Annotated in this window: 19 protein-coding genes and 1 pseudogene; 7 read left to right on the forward strand and 13 right to left on the reverse strand. The window is 41.9% G+C overall.

Annotation, left to right across the window (positions count from 1 at the left end; translation table 11 throughout):
- Positions 1-2 precede the first annotated feature (2 nt).
- The 6 genes and pseudogenes from LN995_RS16805 to LN995_RS16830 form a co-directional block, all read right to left on the reverse strand.
- The gene (locus LN995_RS16805; RefSeq protein ID WP_229962247.1) at positions 3-587 is read right to left on the reverse strand and encodes a nucleotide exchange factor GrpE; all 585 of its coding nucleotides are present in this window, start codon (positions 585-587) and stop codon (positions 3-5) included.
- Between the two features lie 252 nt (positions 588-839).
- Entirely contained in the window at positions 840-1,832 is a 993-nt protein-coding gene (gene obgE / locus LN995_RS16810) for a GTPase ObgE (protein ID WP_229962248.1), read from the reverse strand.
- A gap of 33 nt (positions 1,833-1,865) precedes the next feature.
- Positions 1,866-2,450 (reverse strand): adenylate kinase, encoded by a 585-nt coding sequence (locus tag LN995_RS16815; RefSeq protein WP_229962249.1) that lies wholly within the window; start codon positions 2,448-2,450, stop codon positions 1,866-1,868.
- 130 nt (positions 2,451-2,580) lie between these two features.
- Positions 2,581-3,123, reverse strand: a complete 543-nt coding sequence (hpt, locus tag LN995_RS16820; protein ID WP_229962250.1) for a hypoxanthine phosphoribosyltransferase — start codon at positions 3,121-3,123, stop codon at positions 2,581-2,583.
- A 118-nt stretch (positions 3,124-3,241) separates the two neighbouring features.
- Positions 3,242-3,545: pseudogene (locus tag LN995_RS16825) on the reverse strand (sodium/proton-translocating pyrophosphatase); the annotation flags it as partial.
- Between the two features lie 279 nt (positions 3,546-3,824).
- A complete protein-coding gene (locus LN995_RS16830) occupies positions 3,825-4,739 on the reverse strand; it encodes a M20/M25/M40 family metallo-hydrolase (protein ID WP_229962251.1) in 915 nt (304 codons plus the stop codon).
- Between the two features lie 111 nt (positions 4,740-4,850).
- Between LN995_RS16830 and LN995_RS16835 the strand changes: the two genes are divergently transcribed.
- Complete coding sequence (locus tag LN995_RS16835) at positions 4,851-6,101, forward strand: tetratricopeptide repeat protein (protein WP_229962252.1); 1,251 nt, start codon at positions 4,851-4,853, stop codon at positions 6,099-6,101.
- Here the strand turns inward: LN995_RS16835 and LN995_RS16840 are convergent.
- The 3 genes from LN995_RS16840 to LN995_RS16850 form a co-directional block, all read right to left on the reverse strand.
- Positions 6,079-7,146 carry a glycosyltransferase family 4 protein gene (locus LN995_RS16840; protein ID WP_229962253.1) on the reverse strand — a complete coding sequence of 356 codons (1,068 nt, stop codon included), beginning with the start codon at positions 7,144-7,146 and terminating at the stop codon, positions 6,079-6,081. The genes LN995_RS16835 and LN995_RS16840 overlap by 23 nt on opposite strands.
- Positions 7,147-7,149: 3 nt before the next feature.
- A complete protein-coding gene (locus LN995_RS22080) occupies positions 7,150-8,262 on the reverse strand; it encodes a glycosyltransferase (RefSeq protein ID WP_229962254.1) in 1,113 nt (370 codons plus the stop codon).
- A gap of 101 nt (positions 8,263-8,363) precedes the next feature.
- A complete protein-coding gene (locus LN995_RS16850) occupies positions 8,364-9,443 on the reverse strand; it encodes a glycosyltransferase (protein ID WP_229962255.1) in 1,080 nt (359 codons plus the stop codon).
- Between the two features lie 60 nt (positions 9,444-9,503).
- Between LN995_RS16850 and LN995_RS16855 the strand changes: the two genes are divergently transcribed.
- Positions 9,504-10,748, forward strand: a complete 1,245-nt coding sequence (locus tag LN995_RS16855; RefSeq protein WP_229962256.1) for an alpha-2,8-polysialyltransferase family protein — start codon at positions 9,504-9,506, stop codon at positions 10,746-10,748.
- 57 nt (positions 10,749-10,805) lie between these two features.
- On the opposite strand, the gene LN995_RS16860 is transcribed toward LN995_RS16855, so the two are convergent.
- From LN995_RS16860 to asnB, 3 genes are all read right to left on the reverse strand, one after another.
- Positions 10,806-11,774 carry a UDP-glucuronic acid decarboxylase family protein gene (locus tag LN995_RS16860; protein WP_229962257.1) on the reverse strand — a complete coding sequence of 323 codons (969 nt, stop codon included), beginning with the start codon at positions 11,772-11,774 and terminating at the stop codon, positions 10,806-10,808.
- A 3-nt stretch (positions 11,775-11,777) separates the two neighbouring features.
- Positions 11,778-13,127, reverse strand: coding sequence for a UDP-glucose dehydrogenase family protein (locus LN995_RS16865; RefSeq protein WP_229962258.1), 1,350 nt, complete (start codon positions 13,125-13,127; stop codon positions 11,778-11,780).
- Between the two features lie 130 nt (positions 13,128-13,257).
- A complete protein-coding gene (gene asnB, locus LN995_RS16870) occupies positions 13,258-15,171 on the reverse strand; it encodes an asparagine synthase (glutamine-hydrolyzing) (RefSeq protein WP_229962259.1) in 1,914 nt (637 codons plus the stop codon).
- A 154-nt stretch (positions 15,172-15,325) separates the two neighbouring features.
- Here asnB and LN995_RS16875 point away from each other — a divergent pair, with 154 nt between their 5' ends.
- Both LN995_RS16875 and LN995_RS16880 read left to right on the forward strand, forming a co-directional pair.
- A complete protein-coding gene (locus LN995_RS16875) occupies positions 15,326-16,222 on the forward strand; it encodes an alpha/beta fold hydrolase (RefSeq protein ID WP_229962260.1) in 897 nt (298 codons plus the stop codon).
- Positions 16,223-16,246: 24 nt separating this feature from the next.
- On the forward strand, positions 16,247-16,450 hold the full coding sequence (locus LN995_RS16880; RefSeq protein ID WP_229962261.1) for a hypothetical protein: 204 nt from the start codon (positions 16,247-16,249) through the stop codon (positions 16,448-16,450).
- A gap of 105 nt (positions 16,451-16,555) precedes the next feature.
- Here LN995_RS16880 and LN995_RS16885 read toward each other — a convergent pair whose 3' ends face one another.
- Entirely contained in the window at positions 16,556-18,016 is a 1,461-nt protein-coding gene (locus LN995_RS16885) for an FAD-binding oxidoreductase (RefSeq protein WP_229962262.1), read from the reverse strand.
- Positions 18,017-18,087: 71 nt separating this feature from the next.
- On the opposite strand from LN995_RS16885, the gene LN995_RS16890 reads away from it, so the two are divergent.
- The 3 genes from LN995_RS16890 (at position 18,088) to LN995_RS16900 (ending at position 25,730) form a co-directional block, all read left to right on the forward strand.
- On the forward strand, positions 18,088-18,738 hold the full coding sequence (locus LN995_RS16890) for a C40 family peptidase (protein WP_229962263.1): 651 nt from the start codon (positions 18,088-18,090) through the stop codon (positions 18,736-18,738).
- A 146-nt stretch (positions 18,739-18,884) separates the two neighbouring features.
- Complete coding sequence (locus LN995_RS16895) at positions 18,885-22,079, forward strand: TonB-dependent receptor (RefSeq protein WP_229962264.1); 3,195 nt, start codon at positions 18,885-18,887, stop codon at positions 22,077-22,079.
- A gap of 318 nt (positions 22,080-22,397) precedes the next feature.
- Complete coding sequence (locus LN995_RS16900; protein ID WP_229962265.1) at positions 22,398-25,730, forward strand: TonB-dependent receptor; 3,333 nt, start codon at positions 22,398-22,400, stop codon at positions 25,728-25,730.
- Positions 25,731-25,755 lie beyond the last annotated feature (25 nt).

The raw sequence follows: 25,755 nt of genomic DNA on the forward strand, positions 1-25,755 counted from the left end.
TCTTAAGCTCCTATTATAACTTTTGCGAAACGGATAACCTTTTCATTTAAAGTGTACCCTTTCTCAATAACATCGATGATCTTGCCTTTCAGTTCTTCAGACGGTGCAGGCACTTGCGTAACAGCTTCATGGTAGTCACTATCAAAGTTGTCTCCTACATTTATTTCTACCACTTTCAGGCCTTTTTGCTGTGTTACATGCTGTAGCTTATGGAATACCAGTTCCAGCCCCTCTAGCACAGCGTTTGTATCTTTTGCCGTTTCAATAGACTGGCGTGCACGCTCCATATCATCCAGCACAGGCAGTAAACTGCCCATTAAATCCTGTGTGGCAGTTTTAGAAAGTTCGATTCTTTCTTTAGCAGTTCTGCGTCTGAAGTTCTCGAACTCCGCCATCAAGCGGACATATTTATCTTTCATATCTGCCAATTCAGCAGCTGTTTTATCTTCTTGCTGCGTACCTTCGGCAGTTTCAGTTTCTTCTTCCTTATTCAGGGCCTGCTCCTCCTGCCCGTTAGCTTCCGCATTGACAGTATTATCTTGTAGCTCTTCTTGCTCCTGTTCTTTCTTAATATCTTTATCTGACATAATGCCTTAAAAAAGTTAGGTTAATGGGTCTCTTTTGTCTTGTCAATTAACTTGCCAAACCCTATCTAATGCCAGAATGACACTAAATATTTTAGATGACTAAATTACAGAATGTCTGAATGCTTTGAGTTCGACACCCTACTGCTCTGCTTTCTGCTACACAGTTATTTAAAATTCCTCTTCGGGCTGGCAAAAAAAACGGTAGATAACTTTTCAGTTTCTACCGATTGTATATATAACATAAGGTTGGCATTAACTGTTCAATGCTTCCCAAATCATGTCTTTCAATTTACTGATGTTTTTCTGAGACACGCTGGAAATAAACACGGTTGGCAGCTCAGTTGGTAATGTCTGCCGCATTTCTGCCTCCAGTTCATCATCTATCATGTCTGTTTTAGTTACTGCCAAAATACGCTTCTTGTCCAGTAGCTCCGGGTTAAAAGTCTGCAGTTCGTTCAGCAAGATGTGGTACTCTTCTGCAATATCAGCACTCTCACACGACACCATGAACAACAGCATAGAGTTTCGTTCGATGTGGCGCAGGAACCGAAGCCCAATGCCTTTCCCCTCTGAGGCACCTTCTATAATACCCGGTATGTCAGCCATTACAAACGACCTATAGTCGCGGTAAGCTACCACTCCCAGGTTAGGCTCCAAGGTCGTAAACGGATAGTTTGCGATTTTAGGCTTAGCTGCTGAAACAACAGACAACAATGTAGACTTCCCGGCGTTCGGAAAACCTACCAGCCCCACATCAGCCAATAATTTCAGCTCCAGAATTACCCACTCCTCTATGCCTGGCTCTCCAGGCTGCGCATAACGGGGAGTCTGGTTTGTTGGTGATTTAAAATGTGCGTTACCTAAGCCACCACGTCCTCCGGGAGTAAGTACTACTTCCTGCCCGTCTTCGGTTACTTCGCACATTATTTCGCCTGTCTCAGCGTTTCTGGCTATAGTTCCCAGTGGCACTTCCAGTACCTCATCGCTTCCCTGTGCACCAAAAGAATGATTAGGACCACCATTCTGGCCATTTTCGGCAATAATATGCTTGCGGTACTGCAAGTGCAACAAAGTCCAGAGCTGCGAATTGCCGCGAAGTATTATGTGCCCGCCACGCCCACCGTCACCGCCATCAGGGCCACCTTTTGCGGTTTTCTTATCCCGGTGCAGGTGAGCTGATCCGCCGCCGCCATGTCCGGAGCGGGAGCAAATTTTAACGTAATCTATAAAGTTGGATGATGCCAAACCTGGTAAGCGTAAATGAGCTTGTTACTTATCTTAATTTTTCTCTTTCAGTGCATCAATCTGCTGGCACAGCTGCTTGAAGATATACTCCACATCGCCAATACCATCTACAGCATAGAACTTACCCTGACCCGCATAATAATCAGCTACAGGTGCTGTTTTTGTATTGTACTCCTGTACACGTTTGCGAATAAGATACTCATTCTGGTCATCAGGGCGGCCTGAGGTTTTACCACGAAGTAACAGGCGTTTTGTCAGTTCTTCGTCATCTACTTTCAGCGCAATCATACAGGATATTTCAGTTTCGTTATCCTGCAGCAGCTTATCAAGGCCCTGTGCCTGTGGTACAGTGCGTGGAAAACCATCAAAAATAAACCCACCGGCAGAACGATGTTGCTTTACTTTAGTATCAATCATACCAATCACTACTTCGTCTGGCACAAGTATACCTTTATCCATTAACTGCTTTGCTTCCAGCCCAAGCTTGGTGCCTGCGGCAATTTCAGAGCGAAGCAAATCACCTGTAGACAGGTGAACAAGATTATATTTCTCTATCAGTTTTTGACTTTGTGTACCTTTTCCGGCACCAGGAGGGCCAAACAAAACAATGTTAAGCATATCTTCTTATTTGGTAATAAGCAAAAGTAAGTATAAAATAGATGTTAATTATATAAAAAAACAGTCGCAAAAGCATTTAAAGATAAAGAAATTCATCTTTAGTCCTGCTAACGTTCCCTATTTTTTCGGGTTACGATACAATTTTGTAAATATCGCGCAGGTTACGCCCCAGGCCATTGTAGTCTAACCCATAACCTACTACAAAGTCATTAGGAATGCTTTTGGCAACATATTTTATATCGAGTTTATGCTGAAGACAGTCTGGCTTCAGGAGCAGCGTAGCCACTTCTAAGGAGGCTGGTTGTTTCTCTTTCAGCTGTTGCAACAGACCATTAATAGTATGCCCTGTGTCAACAATATCCTCCAACACAACCACATGCCGGCTGTGAACATCTTCAGTAAGGCCTAGTATTTCTTTTACTTTTCCGGTGCTCTGCATATCCTTATAAGACGAAAGCCGGATAAAGGATACTTCACAATCCAGGTTAATACGCTTTGCAAGGTCACTAACAAACATAAACGAGCCGTTGAGCACAGCCAGGAAAAGCGGTTTTTTGTTAGCGTAATCTTTGTTTATTTGGTCTGCCAGCAACTGTATATAACTCAGAATTTCTTCTTCGTGCATATAGGTACTAAAGTCGCAATCGTGCAGTGTAATCGTACGCGGATGCATTGGTTATCTTTTTGATACCTCACAAAGGTACATATAAATTAAAAATAAGCCCAATGCAGTTGTCAGCCTTATTTTACTGTTAACTGTTACTTTGCAAAGTAATAGGACATAGATGTGTTCAATTACTTTTCGCTGACATGTCTGCTATAGCTACTGCAGGAGAATTTTGCTGTTTATCCAGGTTTATTTCTCTGTCGATAGGAGTCGGAAGCTCTGGTATGGCAGGTTCCTGATCCAAGGCTATATGAGGCACCGTAACCAGAGAAACAATGGACATTAACTTAATCAGGATGTTCATAGATGGCCCTGAGGTATCTTTGAACGGGTCGCCCACCGTATCTCCGGTAACTAAGGCTTGTGTGGTTTTGAGCCTTTGTACTCATCACTCCGTTCATCCCTACACCTTCCTCAAAACTGCTCCTATCAGGAAAGCAACAACTATAAGTGGATGAGATTTCTCACCAGTAGACCCTAGGTAAACCAGAAAAAGAGAGGCGATGATAGCAAAATAGGCTATCACCTTATATTCTGCCTTCAAAAAACATGGTACCATCGGCAACACAACTTTTGCCTCTTTACATCTTTTTGCTAAGCTACTGGACAACAAGAACAAAAGCCTACGCTGTATTTTCATTACTAACAAGGTAAGCTGCTCTTCATGCCTATTACTTATGTTCTTGATAATCCTAAATTGAACTAGCTTATAACTTATCCACCAATACTTTATATAATGACACCATACTGTCAATATCTTTTTTATGCACCATCTCATTTGGTGTATGTACATTATCTTCGGGAGCACCAACAAAGCACCAATCCCAAGGATAGGCACTATGCTGCAGTTCTTTTGCATCGCTACCACCAGAGCCCTCTACTTCTAACTGATAAGGTATACCTGCCTCTTTAGCTATACTAATAATGCGCTCCACATAAGACCTCCTGGGAATAAGGCTGTCACGCAAAGATATCACGACACCCTCCCCTGCACGCACTCCTTCAGTTATCCAGGTTATGTCTGAGATTAGCCCCTGTTTTACTCCATACTGCTCATAAATATACTTTGCCAGATAAGCTACGGAGCCTCCACCATGTTCTTCCCAGCAACTGAAAGCAATAATGCCACTCTCCATAGTCTCGGCTACTTTTAAGGCACTCCACACACCAAGGCGGTTATCCATGTAGCAAGACTGTACTGTATCTTCTGTTTCCCTGAAGTCGCATTTAAAAACCAGCTCTGTACCACGCTCTATCTCACGCTCATAATCGTACGTCAGTTCATGTTCCTCTTCATCATAATGTAAGGTACATTCTATTTTCCCCTGTGAGTCTTCACCTACCAGTTTATATCCTGTTTCCAGATCTGGTCCGCCAATCCTGACCAGTTGCTTACCATAACGTACTGTAAATCCTATGGAATCCATATGAGCAAAAATAGCTGCTCTAGGCCTACCAAATATGAGTAAAATACAATCCTGAAATTTATCACCATACAAAACTAAAGGTTGGCTCTTCCACTGAACTTTATGCTCTTCTATGTAGTTTAGCAGGAAGTTGGAAAGGCTTTTCTCGTTACCTGATGGTGCCTGAATATGACAAAGCTGCTCTAAAAGTCTCATTTTTTAATTTCCGTTTGGGAAGTTCAAATTTAATATAATTGTTGTACTTTTATTTCGTTCTCTAAAAGAGAAGGTATCAGACGTTACAGTCCTTAATTTTCTTATATTTTCATGAAGAATTTATTTTTTATAATCTTCACTCTAGTTGTACCAGGCTTAGCTATTGCACAACAAAACCCACCTACTGATACCACAGCTATGCGAGAGGTAACGCTGGAATCAGTCGAGGTTTTGCCTTCATCGGGTGTTGTTAGTGGCATGCTATTGCTGAACCCTGACATTAAGTACGAACTGGAAGGGGCTGTAGACAATATGTACAACTTTAAATATGAGATAGCAGAGAAACAGTTTAAGTCGTTGCGTAGACGCTACCCGCACCACCCTTTGCCTTACTTTCTGATGGGCCTGAGCCAGTGGTGGAAAATTATGCCTACCAACATTCAAACCCGTGCTTATGACGATATCTTTCTTGCCTATATGGACACTACGATTCAGAAAGCAGAGAAGATGTATGACCAAGATGAAAAGGACTTTGAGGCTGCTTTCTTTTTAGCCGCAGCTTACGGTTTTGAAGGACGCCTGCACTCTGAGCGCAGTAACTGGCGCAAAGCCACTGTAGCCAGCAAAAGAGCATTGGACTTTATGGAAAAAGCAAAGGCTGGCAATGGCCTTAGCCCTGAGTTCCTGTTCGGAGAAGCTCTTTTTAATTACTACTCCGTGTGGATTCATGAAAACTATACCATGCTTCGCCCTGTGCTTCTGTTTTTCCCTAATGGCGATAAGCGTTTAGGTATAAAGCAACTGAGATACGTTGCTAACCAGGGCTTTTACACAGGCACCGAATCTAAATTGTTTTTAATGAAGATTTATGCCAATGAGGAGAAAAACACAGGGGAAGCCCTGAAAATAGCACAGTCACTGGCTATAAAGTACCCAGATAATGCTTATTTCCACCGCTCTTATGCCAGGCTGCTATTTGTACAGGGGCACTTTACTATGGCAGAGCGCGTGTCGGAAGACATTTTACATAAGATTGAGCAAAACATGCCAGGTTATGAATCTGTTTCAGGCCGTTATGCTTCTTATATCTTAGCCTATATTAACCAACACAAGTACCGCGACTTAGAAAAGGCTAAGAAACATTACAATGATGCCATTATGTATGCAAAGATGACAGATGAGCAGGAATCAGGTTATTACGTAAACTCTTACCTTAACCTGGCTCGTATAGCACATCAGCAAAAAGACATACCTGCGGCGAAGCAGTATTACACTGTTGTGCAAAAAAACAGCGAAAAAAAGTCTGATAATTTTAAAGAAGCTAAAAAGTACCTTAAGGCTAATAAGAAAACAGCTCTGTAAAGATTTGTCTGTATACCTGTAAGGAGTAACATTGTTGCACATGCTGCCGACCCGCTTTTCCTATTTCAGCACGTAAACCAGCATCCAGAAGTAACTGTTCCAGCCGATTGTACCACTCCTGCTCTGTGTGGCACACGTATCCTGCTACACCATCAGGTACAGCTTGCAAGTTTGCTCCGACAGCCGATACTACTGCCGGAATTCCCAAAGCCATATACTGCAGTGCTTTAAAGGCACATTTTCCTTTAGCCCATGTTGTATCTGGCAAAGGCATTATACCAATGTTAAACTGCAGGAGGTCATTTATTTCTGTCTTTTGTTGCCAGGGCACATAACGCAGCGACTTAAGCTGCAGGTCAGGAGCCTTATCAGCAATCACAATAAAATTGAAATCATATCTCTGCTCCAGGCGCTGCAACACCGGCTCAATAAGTTTTAAGTAAGGCAAGGTAGAATGAGAGCCTGTCCAGCCGATGTTTACCTCTTCAGTATATTGCTGCTTCAGTTGATTATGCTGATGCTGGGTATCTATTACAGTGGGTAAGAATACAGTTGCTTTATTATGTCTGTTTGCAAACGACTGAAGAAACTTATTCCCGCAGCTAACTTTATAGCTCCAGCGGCAGATACTCTCTGTTTTGCTGTGCCACTTGTACTTTGCAGCCTTGTTGTTATTGGTTGTTGTACTAGGTAACCATATAGCATCATCAAAATCAAAAATGATTTTTTTTCGAAACACCTTAGCAGCCATCCATTCGAACCAGGGAGGGCCTACAGGAGTGGCTTCTCTGTGTATAAAAATATAGCTGTAGCGTGGCAGTTGCAGGAGTAGCAGCAGCCTTTTAAAGCAACCAATAAGCAACCTATTTAGCTTCTGTGCCCAATGCCCCTGTTCATAAAGTATGCCCCATGCTTCTTCGCTCCAAAAAGGTGCTACTTTATACTTTATGCTTTGCTCCTGCAGCAAAGGCAGCAGTTGCTCTACTCTAAACCGTTGTGAGGCCGCTTTACCTACCGGATATGGAACTACAAACAATACACTCACTGGCTATACCTCCTCTTTCCCAAAGAAGTACTCATAAGCCTCCCGTATGCTGTCTGGTGACCGGTACTTCTGTGCCAACTTTGGTATTTCCTGTCGATGCGCTGGGTCTTTTAAAATTTGCTGTATCTTCTCCAATGCCCGCTCTACACTGCCTTCTTCTCTCAAATTAAATAAAGCTCCGCCGCCTTCCTTTTTGATAATATCATTGTCATCGCCTACTCCTTCTGTAAGCAGGACTGGTAGACCATTGGCCCAATATTCGCCTATTTTTACGGGGGAGCAATATCGTGCAGATGGGTAAGATTTGATGGTAGCAAAAGCAAAGTCAGCAGCAGAAAGGTAGGCTGGCACTTCATGATGAGAGACTGAAGCAACAAAAACTCTTGCCAAATCTATCTTATGCCGCACCAACTTTTTCTGAACATGTTCTTTACCTTGCGGAGAGAGTATGATTAGTCTGAAGTTGGGGTACATTTTAAAGCATTTGCGATAAATTTCAAACGCCTCATCCTCTAAATACAAACCACCATACTTGCCTACATAAACACCAACGATATCGTTAGAATTGATTTTTAGTTGTGCCCGCAATTGCTCTCGTTGCGCATTACTGAAGACAAAAACTCCTGCCTCCACTCCTACTGGCACAGTAAATATTTTATCTGAAAGTACCCCCTCAGTTAACAATTGCTGTTTATAGCTTTGTGTCACAGGCATAAGACCTGCGGCATATTTCTTCTGCTGCTGCTCCCAATACTTTTGAAAAATATACTTCAGGCCGCTCTTTCTCCAGGTGTTGGTTTCAGCCATATAATCAGCATGAGGCTCAAAAGAACTGACATAAAAAGGCACCTTCGTTTTCTTCCATACTTTGTATGCCAAAGCTCCTGCCGGTGCTCCATGGGCTAAGACACAAGTAACCTCGTTACTTATTATAATGCGCTTTAGAGTAAAAGGCAACTGCCAGACGTTTAAAATCTGAAACAGTGTGGTTGTTCCTATACTTCCTTCTATTTTTGTTAGTGGCACCCAACTTACATTATTTAAAGGCTTCAGCAACTGTGGCTCAGTTTTTTTACTACTGTTATACTTGTTACTTTCCTGAGTAACTAGTATCACCTTCTTTATATAAGGCAACGTACTTAGCACCTTTATACTTGGCAGTACTGTTGAAACTGTAAGTACATCTTTAATAGGCCATAAACATATAAAAAGTATTGTCATTCACTAATGAGTGTTTGATATATCTGGTGCAATTGATCTATATAGATCTGCTTAGTAAATAATATTGCCCTCTCTAATCCGGCTTTAGCTAATGCATTTCTTTTTTCAGGATTTCTAAACAACTCTTCAATCTTGCAAGCGCAGTCTTTAGGTGATGTTAGGTCAAAATACAGAGCACTGCTTTTAGCCTGACTACGGAAAGCAGCTACATCAGACAAAAGACAGGGAAGTCCCGACGCCATTGCTTCTACAACAGCCAAGCTAAAGCCTTCAAATTTAGAGGACATAATAAAAACATCATAGTCATTCAGCCTTTTATGAAAGTTTACATCTTGCCCTTTAAGAGAGATATTTTTTATTTGTTTGTCATGAAGAAGCCTCTCAAGCATACTCCTACAGGGGCCTTCACCATATATATCTAAATGCAGTTTACTTTTTATAGAATCAGGCAAGTAAGCAAACGCTTCAACTAAATAACTATAATTCTTTTGCTCTTTCAGATTACCAACAGATATAAATTTTAAATATGAGTTTTGAGTCTGTTCAGGCTTTATGCTGTTTTCAAAGAACAAATCATCTGCAAAGTTCTCTAAAACAAAGTGTTGGCTTTTAAGGCCCACATAATCAGCATAATCATTCTTAACACAATCAGAAACAAACAACGGATAATGACTTTTACAATAAGTTAGCCTCTCCAGATATAGCGTATAAGCATTATGGTTGAATGCATCATGGCTAAGCGGATTATGCACACTAAATAACAAGGGAACACGTTTGGGTTTCGCTAACCGCGCCAAAAGTGTTGGCCAGTAGAGATGGCTATGAATTAGATTAGGTTTTTCCTGCTGAATAATTTTACTTAACCTGTAAGCGGCAGAAACAAAACTAACTTTTCCTCCGCAACCTAGGCAGTAGACTTTAAAATTATTTAGATTGCTCAATAAAGTATCAGGGCCTAACATATACACCACTACATGGCTATAATAGTCTGTAAAGCTATTAAGATATTTTGTAATCAACACTTCTGCACCTCCTATACTAAGAGACTCAATAATATGCAGTATTGTTTTTTTCATGCATTTACTGCTCACAAGTAATAACTTTAAGCCTGATTCTGTTTTAAAATATAACCTTCTATGCCTTCTAAACCAAATTTACTTTTTGTGGGGGATTATAACCGAGAAGACTACCTTAATCTATTTACAGCTTGTAAACAACACTTTAGTTTTTATTTTCTTGAATATACTTCAGCTAAAGAAGAATCTTCAACTCTTTATAAAGAGTACGGCCAAGCTATTTATTGGAGCAACTTTAATAGTGCTTTTGAACTGTTAGACATAATAAAACCACATAAAGTAATTTTCACTTTTATTGAATCCTACTTTCATACTGCTCTTAACCTTACATGCAAGGTTAAAGGAGTTACTACTTATCATATTGACCATGGCATTCGTGACATAAATATTAATGTAAGGTTTGAAACTTTATTAATCAACTACATTAAGCAGGGAGCCAAAACTTCTAAATTCATAACAATTATCAAGCAACTCCTCCCTAGGCTAAAGGCAAGAATTTTTCTTCTTAACACTTATAGAAAGCTTCCTTTCCCCGAAGCTCAATACATGATGTCTTTTTCTAAAGTCAGGAGAAAAAACATCTATTTAGAGACAAAAAAATTAGTACCATCGCCTTTTGCTTTACCAACTGCTTATATTTCTTTTAGCCCTAGTATTTTTAAAGTACATCAATTTTATGATACACCACCTCCAAACTATAAAGTCCATCATATTGGCATTCCTAACTTTGATCATTTAGCAGGCGTTTTACCACACACACCACACCAAAAATATGTGTTATTTATAGACCAAGGGCTGCATATTAGAAACATGTTCGGTTGGTCATTGAATACTTACAAAAATTTTATAACTCAACTCTCTCAGGAACTTTCTGAGTCAGGCTATACCATCTATGCAAAGCCACACCCTACTCAGTTTAACCTGAATAAAGATGCTCTGCCTGTTGCTGAAAACATAAGTATTATTGATGACATTGAGCTAAAGAGGCTTCTCCCATCCACCAGAATCGTATTAGGTTTCTTTTCAACATATTTGCTACCTATTGCTGCACTACCCCATACCACCCTCATTACTCTTGAAAATCATCCAGCGGGCAAGTTACTTGTTTCAAAATCCTTTGTTGATGCAGGCGTTGCCCATCCGGTTTATGACATGCAAGAGCTGGACTGGGCACTGCAGCATGTAGAGCAGTTACACCAGGAGCAACTCCCTAATAAGAAACAATTTGAGCAAGACTGGCTTTATAAGTTCGATGGCAAAGCCGGAGAACGGCTGCGGGATATACTGCTAAGAGAAGAGCTGTAAAACAGAAAATGCCTGAATTAAGCCAGGCATTTTCTGTTTTACAGCTCTAATAGCTTTTTATGAATTCTCTACTGTTTCAGTAGGAAACTGGATTCTCTCTTTGAAATACTCCAAGGTTCTTCTTAAGCCTTCAGCACGATCAACCTGCGGCTCCCAACCTAATATTTCTTTTGCTCTTGCAATATTTGGCTGGCGCTTCTGCGGATCATCTTTCGGAAGCGGCTGGTAAGCGATGTTTAGTTCGACACCTGTTAACTTACAGATTTCTTCCGCAAACTCTTTTATGGTAATTTCTCCTGGGTTACCAACGTTTACAGGAAGCGCATAATCACTAAGTAACAGGCGGTAAATCCCCTCTACTAAATCATCTACATAGCAGAAAGAGCGGGTTTGACTACCATCTCCAAAAATGCTTAGTGGCTCTCCGCGCAATGCCTGACTCAGGAATGCTGGCAGTACACGACCGTCATCCAAGCGCATGCGAGGACCATAGGTATTAAAGATACGCACAATACGGGTCTCTAAACCGTGGTGCATGTGGTAAGCCATTGTCATAGCTTCCTGGAAACGTTTGGCCTCATCGTAGCACCCTCTAGGGCCTACAGGGTTTACGTTACCCCAGTAATCTTCCTGCTGCGGGTGCACTAACGGGTCTCCATACACTTCAGAAGTAGAAGCAATCAGCATACGTGCTCCTTTGGCTTTAGCCAAACCTAACAGATTGTGTGTACCCAAAGAACCTACCTTCAAGGTCTGAATAGGAATCTTAAGGTAATCTATAGGGCTGGCCGGAGAGGCAAAGTGTAAAATATAGTCTAAGTGACCAGGCACGTGCACAAACTTTGATACATCGTGGTTATAAAACTCAAATTGCGGCAGCTTGAAAAGGTGCTCTATGTTTTCCAGGTTTCCAGTGATCAGGTTATCCATGGCTATTACATGATACCCTTCCTTTATAAACCTGTCACAGAGGTGCGAGCCTAAGAAGCCGGCACCTCCTGTTATCAGTACTCTCTTTTTTGTCATTGTTTATATGGTTGCATCTAATTGCTGTGACATTTGTTGCTTTGTGCCAATGCCATAGTAGGTAAAGCCTTTTTCATTCATTTCGGCAGGATCATAAATATTTCTGCCGTCGAATATAACTTTATCTTTCATTAGTTTGCTTACCACATTAAAATTAGGTGATCTGAATTCCGGCCACTCTGTTACGAGCAGTAGCGCATCAGCATCAATTAATGTCTCATATTCATCTTTCCCATACTCGATTGTATCACCTAAAGTATGAGCGGCTTCTTTTATAGCTACCGGATCGTAAGCACGAACTTTAGCTCCCTGCGCCAACAGCTTCTCAATAATTACCAATGAAGGCGCCTCACGCATATCATCAGTCTTAGGTTTAAAGGAAAGCCCCCATATAGCGAATGTCTTACCAGCAAGGTCTCCGTTAAAGTAATTGTTCACCTTGTTGTAAAGCACCATCTTTTGGTTGTCGTTTACTTCCTCAACAGACTTCAGCACTTTCATCTCGTAACCATTTTCAGAAGCTGTTCTGATAAGAGCCTTTACGTCTTTAGGAAAGCATGACCCGCCGTATCCAATACCAGGGTAAATAAATCTGTTACCTATACGTGCATCGCTACCAATACCCTTGCGCACCATGTTCACATCAGCTCCCATAATCTCGCATAGGTTGGCGATATCGTTCATGAAGCTGATTTTGGTTGCCAACATAGAGTTAGCGGCATACTTTGTCATTTCAGCTGAAGGCACGTCCATAAAGATAAGCGGATGACCGTTCATCAGGAATGGTTTGTAAAGCTTCTTCATTACTTCTTCAGCTCTTGTAGAAGCTACACCTACCACAATACGGTCAGGCTTCAGGAAGTCTTCAATAGCTGCACCTTCTTTCAGGAATTCAGGATTAGAAGCCACATCAAAAGGAATATCCACACCACGGGCTTCCAGTTCTTCGGCAATAGCCTGACGTACTTTATTAGCAGTACCAACCGGTACTGTACTCTTAGTAACCACCACAATGTAGTCGTTCATGTTCTGGCCAATGCTGCGGGCCACGGCAAGTACATATTTTAAATCTGCACTGCCGTCTTCTCCCGGAGGCGTACCCACTGCAATAAAGGCTGCATCACAACCCTGGATACTGGATGGTAAGTCTGTGGAAAAAGACAGCCGCTCTTTCTGGCTGTTACGAGCAACCATTTCCTCCAAACCTGGCTCGTAAATAGGCAGTATCCCATTTTTTAGGTTCTCAATCTTCTTTACGTCAACATCGATACAGGTAACATCGATACCAACTTCGGCAAAACAGGTTCCTGTTACCAAGCCGACATATCCGGTTCCAACTACAGCAATTCTCATAATTAATCAGGTTAAGGTTACAAAATTATAGGTTTAAGATTATAAACAAGCAGGTTTTAGCTTCTAATTTATAAAATTTGTCAAAATGATCTAATAAATAGTTGAAAAATATTATGTTAAGAATATTATATTAACTTTTGAGATGTTTTACCCACCAGTACTGAAACACTAACAAACTCCACATTTTACTTTGCACAGATGCCTCTTTTCCGGCTTTTAGCGCTTCCCGTACAGCCTTTATCTCATTCACTTTAAAGATACCCTGTTCTTTTATAAACTTGTCTGACAAGTATTCTTCAAACAAACCAGTTTCTCCAGCAGTTTGCAGGAGATGCAACAGTGGAATCTCAAATCCTTTCTTTGGTCGGTTATACAATTCAGAAGGTAAAACATTTCTAAAAGTATCCTGCAATATCCTTTTCTGTATGTCTAAGGCTATCTTAGAACTTACCGGCAGCGAGAATGCAAACTTAACTAGCCTGTGGTCTAAAAAAGGACTTCGCACCTCCACCCCATGTGCCATACCCATCATATCAATTTTAGGTAGCATATCGTTTGCAAGTACCAGGTGCCAATCAGCAATTAATACGTTGTTTAAATTATATTGGTTCTGATTATTTATATATTCTAATAAATATTTTTTTCTATATCTATACAAACGGCTCTCAGCTACTGTCTGATGCTCTGCTCTCAGCAAGGCTAAGGCTTCTTTCTCACGCTGCCATGTTGCCCACAACCAGTACCGTTCTTTCGCAGGCAGTTTTGCTCCAGTTGAGAAGCGTTGAAGCTGTCTTACTTTATTTGTTGTATAAGAGTTTCTTGATTTTGGCAAAATATCCCATAGTGGCCCCAATTTGGCTATCAAATCAGCAGCTATGCCCCCTTGCATGAGCCTATACTCTGCCTGATGCTTATTATATCCGGCAAATAATTCATCAGCTCCATCGCCAGAGAGCACAGCTTTTACATCCTGGCTGACATACTGGCTCAGCATGTAAACAGCAAGAGCGGAAGAGTCGGCAAAAGGCTCGCTTATGCTATTTAGAAAGCCTTCCAGCTGATCCTCCATGCCGCGCTGTGTTAAGCGCACCTCCGTATGGTCTGTATTAAACTTCTTTGCGACCAACAGGGCGTATTTCGATTCATCGAAATACGGTTGCTCAGGAAAACTGACAGAATATGTTTTAAGCTGTTGCACTTTCTGGCTGGCCAGTGCTACCACTACAGAGGAATCGATGCCACCACTCAGGAAAGCGCCTACAGGCACATCGGCTATTAGCCGACCCTCCACAGCCTGATCCAGAAGCTGCTTTAACTTTACCTGCTGCTGCTTATATGTCAGCGGGTTCTGGGAAGCTTTATCAGCATCGAAAGAAAGCCTGTACCACAGCATCTCTTTAGGTTTTTCACCTCTGATATAAAGCGAGTGGCCCGGCAGTAACTTTCTCACACCTTTCAACATAGAAGCAGGTGCAGGCACGTACGTCAGCTGCAGGTACTGGTAAAGTGATGCGTAGTCTAACTCACGTGGAACACCCAGTTCCAGCAGTGCCCCCATCTCTGAAGCAAACAGCAGTCTATCAGCATCCCTATAATAAAGTAAAGGTTTTTCCCCGAATCTATCCCGCGCTATAAAGAGGCTTTCTTCATCAGCATCATAAATGGCAAAAACAAAGAAGCCCTGCAGCTTTTTAAGGCACTCCTGCCCCTCCTGTTTATAAAGGTGAAGGATAACTTCGGTGTCTGATTCTGTGCAAAACGCATGCCCTTTGCTCTGCAGTTTGCTTCTTAAAGATGTGTAGTTGAATATTTCTCCATTATAAACAATAGTGTACCTGCCACTGCTGTCAGAAAAGGGCTGGTTAGCTTCAGCAGCTGGCCCTATGATAGATAAGCGGCGGTGTGCCAACCCCACCGGCCCATGCAAATATACACCTTCTGCATCAGGACCACGATGCTGTAATGCAGCAGAGGCCCGCTGAAGTTGTGCTACTGCCAGCTTACCTGCATCTGTAAAAGCAAACACTCCTGTTATTCCACACATATCTACTAGTAAAGTTAAGGTTTTCCTTTACGTTCGCCTATCAACAAACGTCAGCCCCTAAAATTAACCTTCTACCCCTCTTATTTTTTCCAGAAATCAGCAACTCCCACCATATTTCAAAGTATAGCTTAATAGGTATTATGCTAAGCCATTTATGAAACCAAGCTGGTTGAACATAGAAGAATATCCTTTTGAGTCAAAATATATAAAACTAGATGCAGGCATCATGCATTATATAGACGAAGGAGAGGGCAGCGCTATTGTAATGTTGCACGGTACCCCTTCCTGGTCTTTTTTGTTTCGTAACCTGATTAAAGAGCTGAGCAAAGCGTATCGCTGCATAGCTATGGATATGCTGGGGTTTGGGCTCTCAGAAAAACCTGAAAACTTCAGCTACAAGCCAAGAGCACATGCTGCGAACTTTGAGCAATTTATGGAGCACCTACACTTAAAGGATATTGTATTACTGGTGCAGGATTTTGGTGCACCAGTTGGCTTTGCTTATGCCATAAAGCATCCGGAGAATGTAAAAAACATAGTGATGTTAAACTCTTGGACATGGTCGCTCTCAAAGCACCAGACTTTCTCTAAAGAGAGTAAGTATCTGGTGGGGCCACTGGGAAAGTTTTTACATGATAGGCTGAATATGTCTGCCCGCACACTTGTGAATGAGTTGTTCGGAGAGGAAGAAAAACTGCCGGAAGCTGTCCGGCAGCATTATGTAAAGGCCTTAGGAAACCCGGATGACAAAGTCAGTAAGCTAGCCTGTGCCCGGGAATTAGTCGGCATAAGCAAATGGTATGATGAATTATGGGCGCAGCGAAAGCAGATTCAGGAAACCCCTACTTTGATTTTATGGGGTGAGCGAGACAAACTGATAAAGATCGAGGCACTTCAAAAATGGAAAAGGTTCTTCCACGAGTGCTATGTTATCCATTTTGAAAACAGTGGTCATTTTCTGCTGGAGGATAAGGCAGGTGAGATAGCAGCCTATGTAGGCAACTTTATAAAGGAAGAGCAAAAGAAGCGCCTGTTAGAATTTAACCAATAAGTTTAACCAATAACCAAAACCAACATGAAAACTAAAGAACCATTAAATGAAACACGTTACAGTGGCACAAATCAACCAAAAGAACTGTATGCCATAAACAAACCGGAAACTGATACATCATATGATGCCACGCAACCTTCAAAGCTAAACGAATCGCATCATAACCTGATGCAATCGTGGCTTAACCTGCGTGGGATGGACAGGGACTTGGCAGCAATGCAAAAATAAGGAATCTTAATTAAACATTTATGACACAACCTACCAGGTACGACAAAACAATTATTACAGAGTATGCAAAGCAGGCGCAGTTATTATTTTCTGCGCCTGTTTCTTTTATATCAAATCAGTTAACAGCGATTCTTTATGTTGCTCCTGCACTTCTGCGTTTGTCCTGAAAATCTTTCCAGGGTTCAGGATTCCGTTGGGGTCAAAAACATCTTTTATGCCTCGCATTAGCCGCAGTTGTATTTCATTTAAGGCAATACCAATATAAGGGCGCTGTACTAATCCTACCCCATGCTCTCCGGAAATAGTACCTCCCAAGCCCACACATAACCTGAAAATTTCTTTTATACCTTCCGGTAATTTGTTGTTCCAGTCATCATCGCTCATTTCACCTTTTACAATGTTTATGTGCAAATTTCCATCGCCGGCATGACCGTAACAAACAGATTTAAAGTTATAGCGAGTTCCTATCTCTTTAATTCCCCTGATAAGCGTTGGCAGTTCTGCTCTTGGCACAACAGTGTCTTCTTCTTTATAAACTGAATTGTGCTTTACGGCATGTGCCACATTTCTACGAAGCAGCCAGAGGTCAGTTTTTTGCTTCTCTGTGTCAGCAATCAGCATCTCACCTACATTAAAAGACTCCAGCACTTCGTACACCCGTTCTGCATCTTTAAATAAAATATCCATGTCATTTCCATCCAGTTCTATAAGCAGATGCGCCTGTACATCTTCCGGCACAGTTATATCCATTCCCAGGTAAAGGTTTGTCCACTCAATGGCATCACGCTCCATAAACTCCATGGCAGATGGCACTATACCTGCTATAAAAATTTTAGGCACGGCCTCACATGCCTCTTCTTCTTTCTTGAAAGGCACCAGCATAACCAGGTTCTGCGAAGGGTAAGGTATCAGCCTGAAAACTATTTTAGTAATAATTCCCAACGTGCCTTCGCTACCAATCATTAACTGCGTAAGGTTATAGCCCGTGGCATTTTTAAGTACGTTGGCTCCGGTCCAGGTTATTTCTCCGCTTGGGAGCACCACCTCCATATTCAGCACATAGTCTTTAGTAACGCCATATTTAACTGCTCTGGGGCCACCACTCGACTCACTCAGGTTGCCTCCCAAAAAGCAGCTTCCGCGGCTGGAAGGGTCAGGCGGGTAAAATAAGCCTCTGGCAATAACCTCTTCCTGAAAAACCTGTGTAATTACGCCCGGCTCTACTGTTGCCTGTAGGTTACGCTCGTCAATGTTTATTATTTTATTGAGCCGCTCGGTGCTGATCACGACACCCTTGTGTATGGGCAATGCACCTCCGCTTAAGCCTGTACCTGCCCCTCGTGGCGTAACCGGAATTAAGTTTTGGTTGCACAACTGCATAATAGAACTTATTTCTGAAGCGTTTGCAGGTTTAAGAACCAGCTCTGGCTCGTAATGCAGGTCTTCTGTTTCGTCGTGCGTGTAGCGCAGCATCTGTTCGGTGGCTTCGGGTAAAACCACATGTTGCTGACCGACTATGGCGGCAAGGGCTTCTAGAATGTCAGGAGTAACAGTATTAAATTTCATTTTTAAAAGGAGCTGCTAATAACTATCTTAGCCAAACATTTATTGTTTTACTTTCTTTGCCAATTTAAGCTTTGAAAACATTATTTACTACTTCTGCTTTATTTATAGTTTTTCTTGTTCTGATGGCCTCCTGCCAGTCTTCTCAGCCTGTTTTTAGCAAACGGGGAGAAGAGTACAGATCTGCCAGGGAAATAGCTGCCGCGAAAAGGGCAGCTAAAAGAAGTGGGAAAATAGCAGGCACGAGAGCGGCGAGCAATAAAACACTTTCTTCGAAAAACCGCACCAGCCGCAATACACGCATCGTTGAAAGAGATGTAGCCACTGTTATAAAAGCAGCACGGTCTTACACAGGCACCCCTTACTTATGGGGAGGCACCACACGAGCAGGTATGGACTGTTCCGGCCTGCTGTGCACCTCATTCCAAAGCATAGATGTTATTTTGCCCCGCACCTCCGACGAACAAAGCCGCTTTGGCGATAATGTTAAGGTAAAAGACCTACGCGAGGGCGACCTGGTTTTTTTTGGAGCGACAAAACATAGCCGCGAGGTTACGCATGTAGGCATGGTAACAGAGGTAATCAGTAATGATGAAATAAAGTTTATTCATGCCTCTACCTCATTAGGAGTAATTGAGAATAACTTTTTTGCAGAACATTATCAGAAAATATTCATCAAGGCTGTACGCCCCCGCATGCAGTCATACAAGGCCAGCGCTCAGTAATTTGCGCCACTTACATCACTTAATAATCTGATAATCAACATTACACCTATAGTACCGTAAGAACTTTTAAGTCGGAATATCTATTTCACAAAACCACTTAAAAGTAACTTATGAAAACTCTTTACAGGAATCTTTTTTTGTGCTTGATGTTGTTATTACCAGTGCAGTTGCTCTGGGCACAGGGGGTAACGACCTCATCTATGCAGGGTGTCGTTACTGATGAGAACGGCGAGGGTTTGCCTGGAGCATCAGTTGTAGCAATACACACGCCATCCGGTACTCAATATGGCACATCAGCTTTATCAGACGGCAGGTACATTATTCCTAACATGCGTGTTGGTGGGCCTTACACTTTACGCATATCTTATTTAGGTTTTCAGGATGTAGTTATCAATGACCTAAGCCTGGCATTAGGCCAGACATTGCGAAGAGACGTTGCACTGAACAGTAACACCCAACAACTCGGGGAAGTTGTTATCAGTGGTAGTGGGAATAACCTTCTGAATGCAGAAAGAACTGGTGCAGCTACTAACGTATCTACTGAAGCTCTTCAGTCGTTACCAACCATTAGCAGAAGCCTTCAGGATTTCACCAGGCTTTCACCTCTTGCAAACACAGGTGGCAACGGCACCCAATTTGCAGGCAGCAACAACAGGTACAACCAGTTCGCTATCGACGGTATCATCAACAACGACGTATTCGGTCTTTCAGGATCAGGAACAAATGGTGGGCAAACGGGTATCCAACCCATTAGCCTGGATGCAATTGATGAAATTCAGATCAACATTGCTCCTTATGATGTAAGACAGGGTGGTTTTACTGGTGGTGGTATAAATGCAGTTACCAGAAGCGGCACCAACAACTTTGAGGGATCCGCTTATTTCTTCGGAAACAATGAGAACTTCGTTGGCAGTCGCAACCCAACTACAGGGGAGGAAGCTGATTATCCAGAGTACAGAGATTATCAACTTGGCTTTAGACTGGGTGGGCCAATCCTAAAAGACAAGTTGTTCTTCTTCGTAAATGGTGAAATTACACGCAATACCACTCCATTAGCGTTTGACCCCACAGTTAGTGGGTCTGGCTCCCAAGTTACAATAGATGAAATACAACGTGTAATTAACACTGTAACCAGAATCTCACCTAACTACGACTTAGGCACCTATGGGGCCATTAACAACGAAACTAACTCTGACAAAATTCTGGCTAAAATTGACTGGAACATCAATCAGACTCATAAGCTTACTTTAAGACATAGCTATACGTATGGCGAAAGCATAAATAACAGCAGAGACAATAATGAGCTAAGATTTTATAATAACGGTGTATTCTTTCCAAGCACCACTAACTCCAGCGCATTAGAACTAAACAGTAATTTTGGAGGCAGGCTGGCTAACCATCTGCTATTAGGCTATACTGCTGTTAGAGATGATCGAGAACCATTGGGATCGCCATTTCCCCAGGTAACCATAAATAACCTTAGTGGTGGAGGTTCTATTACTTTAGGAGGGGAATATTCATCTGTGGCCAACCAGTTAGATCAGGATATTTTCTCTATTACTGATAACTTCAACATTTTTGCAGGTAAACACACCTTCACGCTAGGTACTCATAACGAGTTCTACAAGTTCTATAACCTGTTCGTGCAAAATATTTTTGGCAGATATGCTTACAATTCTCTGGAGGCATTTGAGAGCGTTGGCACTGCGAATGAGGTTGCTCCTACTTATTACCAAATTGGCTACTCTTTTGCTGAAGATGGTCCACTACAGACACAAGGTGCATCAGAATTCAAGGCCATGCAGTTAGGCTTTTATGCACAAGATGAGGTTCAGGCTAGCCCTAACTTAAACCTTACACTTGGCTTAAGAATTGATTTACCAATTTTTACAGATGATCCTCCTTACAATGCCACGTTCTCTGAGGCCCTACCACTACTAAGAACCCTTGGTGTTGCTACAAACACTATTCCGGAAGAAAGGGTACTATGGTCACCTAGGTTTGGCTTTAACTGGGATGTGTTAGGTGATCAATCTCTAAAAGTTAGAGGTGGTACCGGTATATTCACGGGTAGGGTTCCATTCGTTTGGGTTTCAAACCAATACACAAACAATGGAACTCTTAATGGCACTTACTCCATAGGAAGCAGTAGCTCCAGCGCTGACCCCATATCAAATACTGATCCTCCGGTAAGATTTATATCTGACCCATATAATCAACCTACAGCCGATTATTTTGGTGGTACAGCAGGTTTAGGAGACATTAACATTACGTCCAGCAATTTTCAATTCCCACAAACATGGCGAACAAATCTAGCTGTCGATAAAGCCTTGCCATGGGGTTTAGTAGCTACAATTGAGGCTGTCTTTAGTAAAGGTATAAATAATGTAAACTTTATTAACCTTAACAGGCAAATTGACCCGGAGTTCACATTCCAGGGCCCGGACCAAAGGCCGCGTTATTCAGGCGGCAGAGCTTATCCAGATTTTAATGAGATTATTTTGCTGAACAACACTGACAAAGGCTATTCTTACAACCTGGTGGCTCAACTTCAAAAACAGTTCGACAATGGGCTGGCTGGTTCAATTGCTTATACTTATGGCAGGTCAGAAGATGTAAACTCCGGCACCTCTAGCGTTGCCTACTCTAACTGGCGTTACGTACCTAATATATATGGGTTAAATAACCTGGAGGCATCCTATGCAAACTTTGACCTGCGCCACAGAGTATCGGGTTTTGTTTCTTATCGCCTCAATTATCTTAACAACTGGGGAACAGAGGTATCATTGTTCTATAACGGGCAGTCTGGCCAGCCTGTATCGTACATCTACAACGGCGACCTGAACAACGACGGCACAAACAATGACCTGATTTATGTACCGAGAGATCGCTCAGAAATTAACCTGGTGGATATAACAAATGGTCTTACCGCAGATCAGCAATGGGAAAACCTTAATGCATTTATTGAGAATGATTCTTACCTGGATGACAGAAGAGGCCAGTATGCTGAGCGCAACGGTAAGCGACTGCCTTTCCAGCATGAGTTTGACCTGAGAATACTGCAGGACATTGGTGCCATGATCGGCAATACTTCCAACAGACTGCAATTAACGTTTGACATCTTTAACGTAGGTAATCTGCTTAATAAAGACTGGGGTAAAGTATACTATGTATCAAACCAGACATTTGAGCTTATCCGCTACACAGGCCTTGCCGACGAAACTTCTCAACCAACTTTCCAATATACTGGTGCCGGGCAAACAAACAATGAGATATACAATGTATCTGATCCAGCTTCCAGATGGAGGGGCCAGGTAGGTATCCGGTATATTTTTAATTAACTGCTTTGTAAAAAGCGAAAGCCATAACAGAGAACATAAAAGGCCGGGGGTACTCCCTGGCCTTTTTAATGAAATAGCCAGTAAAGTTAAGCTTTAAAAATTTCATAGTCACGCTTATACGTCTTAATCGACAAAAAGTTTATTTCTTAACATTTAATTAACAATCAGGTTAGGAGAATGTGGTTTGAGTGCATTACTTTTGCGCACAAAATCAACCAACCTTTTATGAAAGACTTTTATAGTACTCCATCAGCTCAGCTAAATAGCAGGCGCTGTAGGATGCAAAGAGTTACAACCAACCAATCCAAACCTTTATTTATGAAGAAGTATTTACTCACCACACTTCTCATGTTACTAAGTGTAGTAGGACTACATGCCCAGGTAACAACGAGTAGTATCAATGGTTCTGTAAGAGATCCTCAAGGGGAGGCTCTTATAGGTGCAACCGTTAGAGCAACTCACCAGCCTTCTGGTACAGTATATGGCACTACGACCAATACAGAAGGGCGTTTCAACATCCAGAATATGCGTGTTGGGGGACCATATTCAGTTGAAGTAAGCTATATTGGTTACCAGACAAAGACGTATAGCAGCATTAACCTACAGCTAGGGGTGCCATATCAACTGGAAGCTACGCTTTCTGAATCTGGTACTGACTTGCAGGAAGTGATAGTTACTGCTGATCAGAGTTCTGTTTTTAATGCACAAAAAACCGGTGCTGCAACCAATGTTACTACCCAACAAATTAACACCTTACCAACCATATCCAGAAGTATAACAGATTTTACTCGCCTTACACCTCAGGCTAATGGAAATGGTTTTGCAGGACGTGATGGACGTTTCAACAATGTTCAAATAGACGGTGCAAACTTTAACAATGGCTTTGGCCTAAATACCAACCCACTTCCTGGTGGAAACTCTCAGCCTATTTCTTTAGATGCAATTGAGCAAGTGCAAGTAAACATTGCACCTTACGATGTGCGCCAGAGTGGCTTTACCGGTGCAGGCATCAATGCAATTACCCGTAGCGGCTCTAACGAGTTTTCTGGCTCAGTTTATGGCTTCTACCGCAACCAGGACATGACTGGCGGAAAAGTTAATGGCAACGAAATAGACAAAGGAGATGATAACTCAAGTAAAACTTATGGTTTCCGTTTGGGCGGCCCTATCATAAAGAATAAATTATTCTTTTTTGTTAACGCAGAACACACCGAAAACAAAGGCACTAACCCATATGCTGTTAACCTTTGGAGACCTTCTGAGAACGGTGTATCTGATCCTGACAATAATATTGCCAGAACTACCAGAGCAGACTTAGAAGCTGTTCGCAACCACCTCATAAATGTATGGGGATATGACCCAGGTGCTTATGAAGGATACGCTAGAGACAATGGAAGTAAAAGCACAAATTTCTTGGCTCGTATAGACTGGAACATTAGTGATAAGCATAAATTAGCTGTTCGTTACAACCAAGTAAAAGGAGAAGCTGCCTCATTGGTTAATGGTAGCTCCGGTCCAAACCCACGCTCTTCTGTTAACCGAGTAAGTTCTGAGTCAATTGCGTTTAGCAAGACAATGTATAATACTGAAAATATTGTTCGTTCAGCATCAGCAGAGTTGAACAGTACTTTCTCTTCTCGTTTATCTAATCAGCTTTTAGCTACCTACAGCCGTATTCAGGATACACGTACCTCTCCAAGTGAAATATTCCCAATGGTAGATATCTGGGATGGAACAGGTGAATATTCTAACTATATGAGCTTTGGGTACGAATTGTTTACCTACGGCAATGATGTACTTAATAACAATTATAGCATCATTGATAACCTTACATATTTAGCTGGTAATCATACCATAACTGCGGGTGCCAGCTTTGAATCTCAGAAGTTTGGTAACCAGTATATCCGCTTAGGTACATCTTACTATCGTTATGCATCCGTAGAGGATTTCCTTACCACTGGTACTCCTAACGAGGTAGCTCCAATCATGTTTGGTCTTACTTACCCTTATGAAGGCCAAGACACCTATGCACCAATTAAATTAGGTACTGCCGGTCTTTATGTACAGGATAAATTCACAGTAAACGATCGTTTAGACCTTACTTTAGGTTTACGTGCTGACATGCCTATTTATATGAATGACCTAACGGCAAATCCTTCTATCGATGACTTAGAACTGTTAGATCCAGATGGTAATCCGAAGCACTACACTACAAGTGAGTGGCCTAAATCAAGAGTAATGCTATCACCTCGTATCGGCTTTAACTACGATGCTTTTGGAGACGGTTCTTTACAATTGCGTGGAGGAACTGGCTTCTTTACAGGTCGTGTGCCATTTGTATGGCTTACTAACATGCCTTCCAACTCTGGCGTAATCCAAAATAACGTTGAGCCTAATGGGTATGATGCTGTAGCAGGTTGGATTGGTGACATTCGCTTTAACCCAGACCCATACTACTGGTTAAACAACACACCAGCTAGCGCAGCAAATGTGTTTATCAAAAACCCTAATGCAGGTGTTCCAACTAGTTTTGCTCTTGTTGATCGTGATTTTAAAATGCCGAAAGTGTGGAGAACCAGTATAGGTGCCGATTATACCATTCCGGGTACTCCTTTGGTTGCAACTGCAGACTTGATGTACACAAAAGATATCAACGCTGCTTACCAGTTCGGAGCCAATAGAAAAGCAGCTACAACAACGTTGAACTATGGTGGTGACTCAGAAAATGATAACCGTGAATATTATGTTAGCTCAAGCAATGCAGCGTATAATGACGCTGTCGGCGCTAATACAGGTGTAGTATTAACTAATACAGATAAGAAAGGTTATTCCTATAACGCAACAGTAGGTCTTTCCCTTCCAGCACGAAGAGGCTTCTACGGTTCTGTATACTACACTTATACAAGAGCAAAAGATATATCTGGTAACCCAGGGTCTAACGCTTCATCAGCATGGGGTGGAAGTCCATCTATCAACAACCCTAATGAGCAGATCCTTTACAACTCACAGTATGCTATTCCGCATAATATAGTAGCTAACCTTTCTTTCCGTAAGGAATATATTAACCATTTAGCTACTACTGTGTCTTTGTTTTATAACGGGTCTAACCAAGGACGTTTCTCTTATACCTATGCATCTGACTTGAACAAGGATGGTATCAACGCAGACTTGTTATATGTACCTAATGATGTTAGTAATTTAAACTTTGTTGATAAGAATGGCTTTACGGCACAACAACAACGTGATGCTTTCGATGCATTTATCAACAACGATGACTACCTAAGCACAAGAAGAGGACAATATGCTGAACGTAATGCATCTTTAATGCCTTGGTTGAACCGTTTTGATGTAAGAATATTACAAGACATCTTTACTAACATTGGAGGCAAGCGCAATACACTTCAGTTAAGTGCAGACATCATGAATGTAGGTAACTTAATTAATTCTAAGTGGGGCGTGCAACAAACTTTAAACAATGCCCAGAGCCTATTAAACGTTGAAAGCGTTTCTGCAGATGGTGTTCCTACTTTCTCAATGAGAACAGTTTCTGAAGGAGGCCAAACTGTATTACCAACAAAAGCATACAGAGATGTAACTACTACTGCAACCACTTGGTACATGCAGCTCGGAGTACGTTATATCTTCAACTAATACAGTAAGTTTAAAATAAAAAAGG

It is taken from the genome of Pontibacter silvestris (assembly GCF_020907275.1).
GTDB lineage: Bacteria > Bacteroidota > Bacteroidia > Cytophagales > Hymenobacteraceae > Pontibacter > Pontibacter silvestris.

Excerpts from the sequence above, each read along its gene's own strand:
- LN995_RS16805 (WP_229962247.1), bottom strand. The coding sequence starts at position 587 with ATGTCAGATAAAGATATTAAGAAAGAACAGGAGCAAGAAGAGCTACAA.
- LN995_RS16815 (WP_229962249.1), bottom strand. The coding sequence starts at position 2,450 with ATGCTTAACATTGTTTTGTTTGGCCCTCCTGGTGCCGGAAAAGGTACA.
- hpt (WP_229962250.1), bottom strand. The coding sequence starts at position 3,123 with ATGCATCCGCGTACGATTACACTGCACGATTGCGACTTTAGTACCTAT.
- LN995_RS16830 (WP_229962251.1), bottom strand. The coding sequence starts at position 4,739 with ATGAGACTTTTAGAGCAGCTTTGTCATATTCAGGCACCATCAGGTAAC.
- LN995_RS16835 (WP_229962252.1), top strand. The coding sequence starts at position 4,851 with ATGAAGAATTTATTTTTTATAATCTTCACTCTAGTTGTACCAGGCTTA.
- LN995_RS16850 (WP_229962255.1), bottom strand. The coding sequence starts at position 9,443 with ATGAAAAAAACAATACTGCATATTATTGAGTCTCTTAGTATAGGAGGT.
- LN995_RS16855 (WP_229962256.1), top strand. The coding sequence starts at position 9,504 with ATGCCTTCTAAACCAAATTTACTTTTTGTGGGGGATTATAACCGAGAA.
- LN995_RS16860 (WP_229962257.1), bottom strand. The coding sequence starts at position 11,774 with ATGACAAAAAAGAGAGTACTGATAACAGGAGGTGCCGGCTTCTTAGGC.
- LN995_RS16865 (WP_229962258.1), bottom strand. The coding sequence starts at position 13,127 with ATGAGAATTGCTGTAGTTGGAACCGGATATGTCGGCTTGGTAACAGGA.
- asnB (WP_229962259.1), bottom strand. The coding sequence starts at position 15,171 with ATGTGTGGAATAACAGGAGTGTTTGCTTTTACAGATGCAGGTAAGCTG.
- LN995_RS16875 (WP_229962260.1), top strand. The coding sequence starts at position 15,326 with ATGAAACCAAGCTGGTTGAACATAGAAGAATATCCTTTTGAGTCAAAA.
- LN995_RS16880 (WP_229962261.1), top strand. The coding sequence starts at position 16,247 with ATGAAAACTAAAGAACCATTAAATGAAACACGTTACAGTGGCACAAAT.
- LN995_RS16885 (WP_229962262.1), bottom strand. The coding sequence starts at position 18,016 with ATGAAATTTAATACTGTTACTCCTGACATTCTAGAAGCCCTTGCCGCC.
- LN995_RS16895 (WP_229962264.1), top strand. The coding sequence starts at position 18,885 with ATGTTGTTATTACCAGTGCAGTTGCTCTGGGCACAGGGGGTAACGACC.
- LN995_RS16900 (WP_229962265.1), top strand. The coding sequence starts at position 22,398 with ATGAAGAAGTATTTACTCACCACACTTCTCATGTTACTAAGTGTAGTA.